We start from the raw sequence: 7,502 nt of genomic DNA on the forward strand, positions 1-7,502 counted from the left end.
CGATAGCCATTCTCTTCGCTATTCGAATGCAACGCGACCGGTGCTTCGCAGCTGAAGGGGGTGCGGCTTGCCCTGCGGAGGAACCGGGGCAAGCCGCTCTTCGACGAGAATCAGATGTCGAAGTACAAGGCAAACTCGTGGGGATGCGGTCGCAACCGCATGGGGTCGACCTCCCGGGATCGCTTGTAGTCGATCCAGGTTTCGATCACATCCTTGGTGAAGACGTCTCCCTTGAGAAGGAAGTCATGGTCGTCTTCCAGCGCATTGAGCACGTCCTCGAGGTTGCCGGGAGTCGACTTCACATTGGCGGCATCGGCCGGAGCCAGATCGTAGAGATCCTTGTCGATGGGATCGGGGGGAGTGATCTTGTTCTGCACTCCGTCCAGGCCTGCCATCAACAGGGCCGCGAACGCCAGGTACCCGTTGCAGGAGGGATCCGGGAATCGGGTCTCCACCCGCTTGGCTTTCTCACTTCGGGAATAGGCGGGGATTCTGACCGCGGCGCTACGGTTGCGCTGGGAATAAATGAGGTTGATGGGAGCCTCATATCCCGGAACCAGGCGACGGTAGGAATTGGTGGTAGGCGCGCAGAAACCCAGCAGGGCGGGCGTGTGCTTGAGAATTCCGCCGATGTAGTAAATGGCCGTCTTGCTCAGGTCCGCGTAACCGCCGGGCTCGTAGAAGACATTCTTCCCGGCCTTCCAGATACTCGTGTGGATGTGCATTCCCGACCCGTTGTCCTGAAAGATCGGCTTGGGCATCAGGGTGACGGTCTTTCCATGCCGGCGTCCGACGTTCTTGATGATGTACTTGTACTTCAGGAACTTGTCGGCCATGCTGGTCAGAGTGTCGAAGCGCATGTCGATCTCGCACTGCCCTGCGGTTCCCACCTCATGGTGGTGAACCTCCACCTGGACCCCGATTTCTTCCAGCAACAGAACCATTTCGCTACGGATGTCCTGGAGACTGTCCATGGGAGGAACGGGGAAGTAACCCTCCTTGTAGCGGGGCTTGTAGCCCAGGTTGGGATTCTCTTCTTTTCCGGAATTCCAGAATCCTTCCTTGGAATCCACGTAGTAGTAGCCGTAGTTATAGGACTGATCGAAGCGAATATCGTCCAGAACGAAAAACTCCGGCTCGGGACCGAAGTAGGCGGTGTCGCCGATCCCGGTCGATTTCAGGTAATTTTCAGCTTTTTGTGCGATGTGGCGCGGGTCCCTGGTATAGGACTGGAGCGTCACCGGATCCTTGACATTGCAGATGATATTGAGGGTCGGGACCGCGGTGAAGGGATCCTTGAAGGCGGTGGAGGCGTCCGGGATGAGGATCATGTCGCTCTCCTGGATCTCCTGGAAGCCGCGGATGCTCGAACCGTCAAATCCCACGCCCTCTTCGAACATCTCCTCTTCCACCTCATTGGCAGAGATTGAAAAGTGCTGCCACAAGCCGGGCAAGTCCACAAAGCGCAGGTCAACCATCTTGATGCCTTCGTCGCTGACGAACTGCAAGAGCTCTCTAGGGTTCATGTTTACTCCTTGGCGTAAAAGGATGGAACTTCGTTAGTTGAGTTTTCGGCTGGGGGAGTGCGGTGGTGTTGCGGCAGAAGACTACGCGACGTTGCGTAGGCCCCAATGAACCTGCATGCAGCCTTGCATGAGCCCGAACGGAGTGGAATCTTAAGCAGAATGAGCCTGGTTGTCAAGAGACAAAACGTTCCCGTAATCAGACTGAGAAGGTCGCCTTGACATGTGCGGACTTGGTCCGAATCTTGTCGGCCAAAGACCTCTTGTATCCGGCCAGGCGGTCGGCCAGCGCCGCATCGGAAGTGGCCAGGATCTGTGCGGCGAAGATAGCGGCATTGACTGCGCCGGACTTGCCCACGCCCATGGTGCCGACCGGCACGCCTCCCGGCATCTGTACCGTGGCCAGCAGGGAATCGAAACCGGACAGCGGGCTGCTGTCAACCGGGACACCGATCACCGGAAGAACGGTTTCGGCGGCAGTGACTCCCGCCAGGTGGGCTGCCCCTCCCGCACCGGCGATAATGCACTTCAGACCCCTGTCCGCCGCGGTTCGGGCGTACTCCGAGGCCCGGGCCGGAGAACGATGAGCGGAGCAGATATCGATCTCGAACGGAATGTCGAATGCCTTGAGCTGCTTGGCAGCTTCTCCCATGATGTTCAGGTCGGAGTCACTACCCATGATAATACCGACGACCGGTTTCATAATTTCACCCTCCAAGGTTGATCCAGAATGAATTTCTCAAAAACAAACGATTCGGGCCTGGCTAAAAGCTACCGGGGGCACTCCTCTAGTTCAGCCCCTGGCGCCCGATATCGGTCCGAAAATGCATCGGCTCGAACCGCACCCTTTCGAGGGCACGGTACACCCGGGCAACAGCCGCTTGGAGATCCACGTCCTTGGCCGTAATTCCCAGAACCCGTCCACCAGCGGTCACCGGCTGCCCGTCCTGCAACCGCGTGCCGGCGTGGAACACCTTGACCTGCCCCACCGCCTCGGCATCCCCAACCCCTTGAATCGGCATTCCGGTTGGATATTTCCCGGGGTAACCGCCGGAGGCCATCACCACGCAGACACTACAGTCGGAATCCCAGCGCAACCGCACCGAATCCAGGGTCTCTCCGTGAATGGCCCGCAGCACCTCCACCAGATCGTTCTCCAGGCGAAACAGCACCGGTTGGGCCTCGGGATCACCCAAGCGGACATTGTATTCCAAAACCTTGATGCCGTCTGGCGTCAGCATAAGGCCGACATAGAGTACGCCCCGGAAGGGACTTCCCTCGACCGCCATTCCCCGGATGGTCGGGCCGACAATGGCTTGAAGGACCTCCCTCTGCTCCTCTGAAGACAGAATTTCATCGGTCGAGTAGGCTCCCATGCCACCGGTGTTCGGACCTCGATCCTGGTCGAAAACCCTCTTGTGATCCTGGGAAGGCACCATGGGCAGGAAATGCTCCCCATCGGAGAAAACCAGAAAGGAGGCCTCCCGGCCCGTCAGGCACTCCTCCAGTACGACTCTGTCGCCGGCCTCACCGAAGACGCGCCGGCGCATCATCTGCTCCACCGCCGATTCCGCCTGCTGCCGGTCCTGGGCAATGACGACTCCCTTCCCTGCCGCCAGCCCGTCAGCCTTGACGACCAGCGGAAAGCCGAGATCGCCCCGGCCGATAGACCCCATGGCTTCCTCAAGGGAATTGCAGACCATGCAGGCCGCCGTCGGAACCTGGTGTCGCTTCATGAAATCCTTGGCAAAAATCTTGCTTCCCTCAAGGCGGGCGGCGGCGGCGGTGGGTCCGACGATAGAGAGCCCGCGGGCCTGGAAACGATCCACGATGCCCAGCACCAGGGGCAGTTCCGGTCCGACAACAGTAAGGTCGATGGAACGATCGAGGGCGAATTGCATCAACCCCGGAAGGTCGTCCGCCGCCAGGGGCACGTTCTCGGCGATGGAAGCCGTCCCACCGTTTCCAGGGGCACAGAAGACTTTGTCGACAAGGGATGAACGACCGATCTTCCAGGCGAGCGCGTGCTCGCGCCCACCCGATCCAATGACGAGAACTTTCATTGCTTTGCTGCTTTGCCGTCACCGAGTGGAGCCGACCCGATCGATTCCCGGTCAGGACGGTCGTTGTGACGGATGCAGGGGCAAAACCTCGTTGAGTGCGCCCGAGCGGTAACCCTCAAGGTCGAGAGTGATGAACTTGAAGCCCAAGGCCTTGAATTCCTTGGTCAACAGGGCAGCCATCTCCATATCCAGCGCCCTGGGCAATTCCTCCGGGGAAATCTCCAGTCGGACCAGGGCTTCGTGATACCGCACCCGAAAAACCCTGAATCCGAAGTGCCGCAGGATCTCCTCGCCGCGCTCCACCATCGACAGCTTTTCCGGGGTAATGGAAGTGCCGTAGGGAAATCGGGAGGAGAGACAAGGCAAGGCGGGTTTGTTCCAGGTAGGCAGGCCGGCCCGCCTGGACAGCTCCCGGATCTCGACCTTGTTCATTTCGGCCTCCGAGAGCGGACTGCAAACCACATATTCCCGGGCAGCGCGCCGCCCCGGCCGAAAATCGCTTCGGTCGTCCCGATTGGTACCGTCGGCCACCGCCCGGAAGCCTCTCTGGCGGGCCAGCGCCTGCAGCTTGGAAAACAGCTCGCTCTTGCAGAAATAACAGCGATCCGGCGAGTTCTCCCGGTATCGGGAATCCTTCACTTCGTCCGTCAGAATCTCCAGGTGGCGGAGACGAAAGCGAGTGGCGAATTCGGCCGTTTCTTTCCTTTGAAAAGCGGGATAGGAAGGGCTGATGGCTGTGACGCAGAGCGCCTTGTCGCCCAGAACCCGGTTGGCCATGAAGGCCAGGTAGGCACTGTCCACCCCTCCGCTAAAGCCCACCACCACCGACTCCAGTCCCCTCAGAATCTCGCCGAGACGCCGCTCCTTGGCGGTCACCTCGGGGCTGGTCAAGACCACGGCTGTTCCCGGATTGGGCTCGGTCACCGGCTACCTTCGCGGAAGGGATGGTACTCTGCGATGCGGCTACAGAAGTCGTAAAACGGATTCTAGCACGTCGATTGACCGTCTGTACTCGGCAATCTCGACGTGTTCCTGGGGCGTATGGTCGAGGCTGGAATCTCCGGGTCCATAGGCCACCATGGGACACTTCCAGAACGGCGCCACCACGTTCATGTCGGCGGTCCCCGTCTTGAGCTTGAACTTCGGCCGACCCTCCAGATCGCGGATCGATCTGAGGAACGACCTGACCAGAGGGTTCGACTTGTCCCGCCTCACCGCAGCCTCGCGTCCCGAAAATGAGACTTGGGCCGGCTTGGCCGTCCGCGACAGGTAATCTTCCAGGGATTGCAGGGCGAATCCCAAGGGGATGCGGAATCCCAGTCGCAGATCGACGGTTTCATGGATACCGTCGCTGCTGGAGTTGAAGGAGCGCAGAGATGCCTGCAGACGGCCGAAAAGCGACTGCCCCGCGTTGAACCGGTCACACCAGCGTCCAACCTCGGACCAGTAGTCAACCGCCTGCTCACAGGCCGATCGCTCCTGGCCGGCCGTATGACTGAGCGGAACCTGCAACCGATAGTCCACCAGCAGTCGGCCCTTGTATCCCAGGGTCACCGCGTTCCAGCCGCTCGGTTCACCGATGACGCAATAATCGGGTGGATCGAGGTCCGAAAGGGCTTGCCGCGCTCCCCGAGAGGTTGCCGCCTCTTCCTCGACGGCGCCGACAATCACGATTCTCTTCCCCTGCCCGTTGAGCTCCTGCATCAGGCGCCGGGTTGAGGCAATGAAGCAGGCCATGGGGCCCTTGGCGTCCACCGAGCCCCTTCCGTAGAGCCGGCCGCCTTCGATCCTGACGGGAAGGTCTCCCGCCACCGTGTCGATATGTCCCAGCAACACGATGGTCCTTGGCCCCTGCCCGGCGATTCCAATGGCGTTGCTCACCCCATCCAGGTAGGAGCGAAAGCCCATGGACGCCATGGTGTCGACCAAAAAGCGCGCCAGGCGGGCTTCCTGACCGGAGGGGCTGGGAATGCTCAACATCTGCCGCAACAACTGCAGTTCGGAATCGGCCATTTCCAGCCTCGAAGAAACCTGAAACAAAGAACCTTTTGCTAAATTAGGCAGCGGGACGTTTACCGGGAATGGCCACAATAGGCACAAAAACACAAATTGTGCCTTTTGTGGTTAGACAGCCTTTTTAACCAGGTCGCACCCGATATAGAAAAAGGCGGAACCTCTGGTTTTCCGGCAAGATGACCTGCCCCGCCGGGAATTTTGCAAAGAGCGCGAAAAAAGAGTTATCCACGAAGACACAAGAAGGACGACGAAGGGACACTAAGCGAGACGGATCTGCCTCAACGGCGCGCACTGCCACTAGTTAGATTATTAACATCGATGCACAGGATATACAGGATCAGGATATACAGGATTTGGTCTTCAGAGTCTGGTGTCCTGAATTCCGGGCATCCGCAATCCCGGACCGGATCATCGCCTGAGCCGGCTTCTCGTGCAGGATGTTCTCATCCTGTTAATCCTGTGCGTCCTGTACATCGATGTTCGATAGTCTTGTTCCAGACAGGCCGCGGGCACGCCCATGGACATGCAGCCGTTACGGCCTACCAGCGACTACTGCAGAACCTCAGCGGTCAACTCGACGACTCGATCCAGGTCCGACTCTTCGATGACCAGGGGAGGCAGGAAGCGAATGACCGTCGGGCCGGCCGCCAGCGCCAGCACTCCTCGTTCCATGAGCTTGAGGATGTAGGGACCGCTCTTTTCCTTGAGCTCGACTCCGACCATCAAACCCAGGCCTCTCACGTCCCGAATTCGAGAGGAACCGATGGACCTCAGTTGCTGCATGAACTGCGTTCCCAGCTTTTGTGCCCGCTGGGGCAGCTCGAAATTCTCCAAATACCCAATGGCCGCGTTGGCGGCAGCGCACGCCAGTGGATTCCCTCCAAAGGTGGAGCTGTGGGCCAGCTTGAAGAGCCGGGAGGCCACCTCCTGACTCAATCCGGTGGCCCCGATAGGAAGCCCTCCACCCATGGACTTGGCCATGCAAAACAGATCGGGGAACAGATCGAAGTGCTCCGAGGCGAACATGCGGCCGGTTCGGCCGAATCCCGTCTGCACTTCGTCCACAATAAACATGGCACCGACTTCGGTACAGCGGTCCTGCACATCCAGCAGGAAATCCAGGGTGCCGGGCCGGACGCCCCCTTCTCCCTGGACGACCTCCACCAGGAACGCCGCCGTACGTTGGCTGATGGCGTCGCAGGCCCGTTGCCGATGGTTGAAGGGAACGTGGGTGAATCCCGGAACCAGGGGCTCGAAGGGAAGTCGATAGTCCTTGCTCCAGGTGGCGCTCAGAGCCCCGAAGGTCTTGCCGTGAAACCCGCGCATGGCAGCCACGATCTCGTGGCGTCCAGTCGCCAACCGCGCAAACTTCAAGGCCACCTCTACCGCCTCCGAGCCGGAGTTGCACAAGAAAAACCGCTGGATGCTGCTCGGAGTGAGCCGTTCCAGATTTTCCAGGAGCCGGGCCCTCTCCTGGTGAAAAAAGAGCTCGCTGCACACCAGCAGTTTCTCGGCCTGGTCCCGAATGGCCTGGTTCACATGGGGATTGGCGTGGCCCAGATTGGCCGCCCCCTGGCCTCCCACGCAATCGATGAACTCCCTGCCCTCCGCATCCCACAGGTGGGCTCCCTGTCCCCGAACCAATTCCAGGTTGCGCTTGTAGTAGGTGCCCGCCCCCAGTTGTTCTTCCAGATTCTTGATGGAATCGGTGCCGGAATAGGTCACGATGTTTCACCTCCCACAGAACAAAGGGTCCAATTATAGCGGACTGGCCCCGAAGAGGAGACGGGAGCGAGCTGACAGCAAACCGTTAAGAAATGCGGACTAGGGCGCATTTCTCACCAGCGGGCATGATCATGGCGCAGGAATTTTCCCTTCAGCGCGTGCTCGCGACCGAAGA

General features: G+C 59.7%; 6 protein-coding genes. All 6 read right to left on the bottom strand.

Annotated features, from left to right (window positions below; translation table 11 throughout):
- Nucleotides 1-110: 110 nt before the first annotated feature.
- Nucleotides 111-1,526 carry a type I glutamate--ammonia ligase gene (gene glnA / locus OXI69_17880; protein ID MDE2668015.1) on the bottom strand — a complete coding sequence of 472 codons (1,416 nt, stop codon included), beginning with the start codon at nucleotides 1,524-1,526 and terminating at the stop codon, nucleotides 111-113.
- Between the two features lie 196 nt (nucleotides 1,527-1,722).
- A complete protein-coding gene (gene purE, locus OXI69_17885) occupies nucleotides 1,723-2,226 on the bottom strand; it encodes a 5-(carboxyamino)imidazole ribonucleotide mutase (GenBank protein MDE2668016.1) in 504 nt (167 codons plus the stop codon).
- Between the two features lie 85 nt (nucleotides 2,227-2,311).
- Complete coding sequence (gene purD, locus OXI69_17890) at nucleotides 2,312-3,586, bottom strand: phosphoribosylamine--glycine ligase (protein ID MDE2668017.1); 1,275 nt, start codon at nucleotides 3,584-3,586, stop codon at nucleotides 2,312-2,314.
- Between the two features lie 51 nt (nucleotides 3,587-3,637).
- Entirely contained in the window at nucleotides 3,638-4,510 is an 873-nt protein-coding gene (gene larE / locus OXI69_17895) for an ATP-dependent sacrificial sulfur transferase LarE (protein ID MDE2668018.1), read from the bottom strand.
- A 39-nt stretch (nucleotides 4,511-4,549) separates the two neighbouring features.
- Complete coding sequence (locus OXI69_17900; protein ID MDE2668019.1) at nucleotides 4,550-5,599, bottom strand: [LysW]-lysine hydrolase; 1,050 nt, start codon at nucleotides 5,597-5,599, stop codon at nucleotides 4,550-4,552.
- Nucleotides 5,600-6,151: 552 nt separating this feature from the next.
- The gene (locus OXI69_17905; protein MDE2668020.1) at nucleotides 6,152-7,327 is read right to left on the bottom strand and encodes an aspartate aminotransferase family protein; all 1,176 of its coding nucleotides are present in this window, start codon (nucleotides 7,325-7,327) and stop codon (nucleotides 6,152-6,154) included.
- Between the last annotated feature and the right edge of the window lie 175 nt (nucleotides 7,328-7,502).

The organism is Acidobacteriota bacterium (assembly GCA_028875575.1).
GTDB lineage: Bacteria > Acidobacteriota > Terriglobia > Versatilivoradales > Versatilivoraceae > Versatilivorator.

Bases quoted from the DNA above. Each gene is read 5' to 3' on its own strand.
- glnA (MDE2668015.1), bottom strand. From the start codon at position 1,526: ATGAACCCTAGAGAGCTCTTGCAGTTCGTCAGCGACGAAGGCATCAAG.
- purE (MDE2668016.1), bottom strand. From the start codon at position 2,226: ATGAAACCGGTCGTCGGTATTATCATGGGTAGTGACTCCGACCTGAAC.
- purD (MDE2668017.1), bottom strand. From the start codon at position 3,586: ATGAAAGTTCTCGTCATTGGATCGGGTGGGCGCGAGCACGCGCTCGCC.
- OXI69_17900 (MDE2668019.1), bottom strand. From the start codon at position 5,599: ATGGCCGATTCCGAACTGCAGTTGTTGCGGCAGATGTTGAGCATTCCC.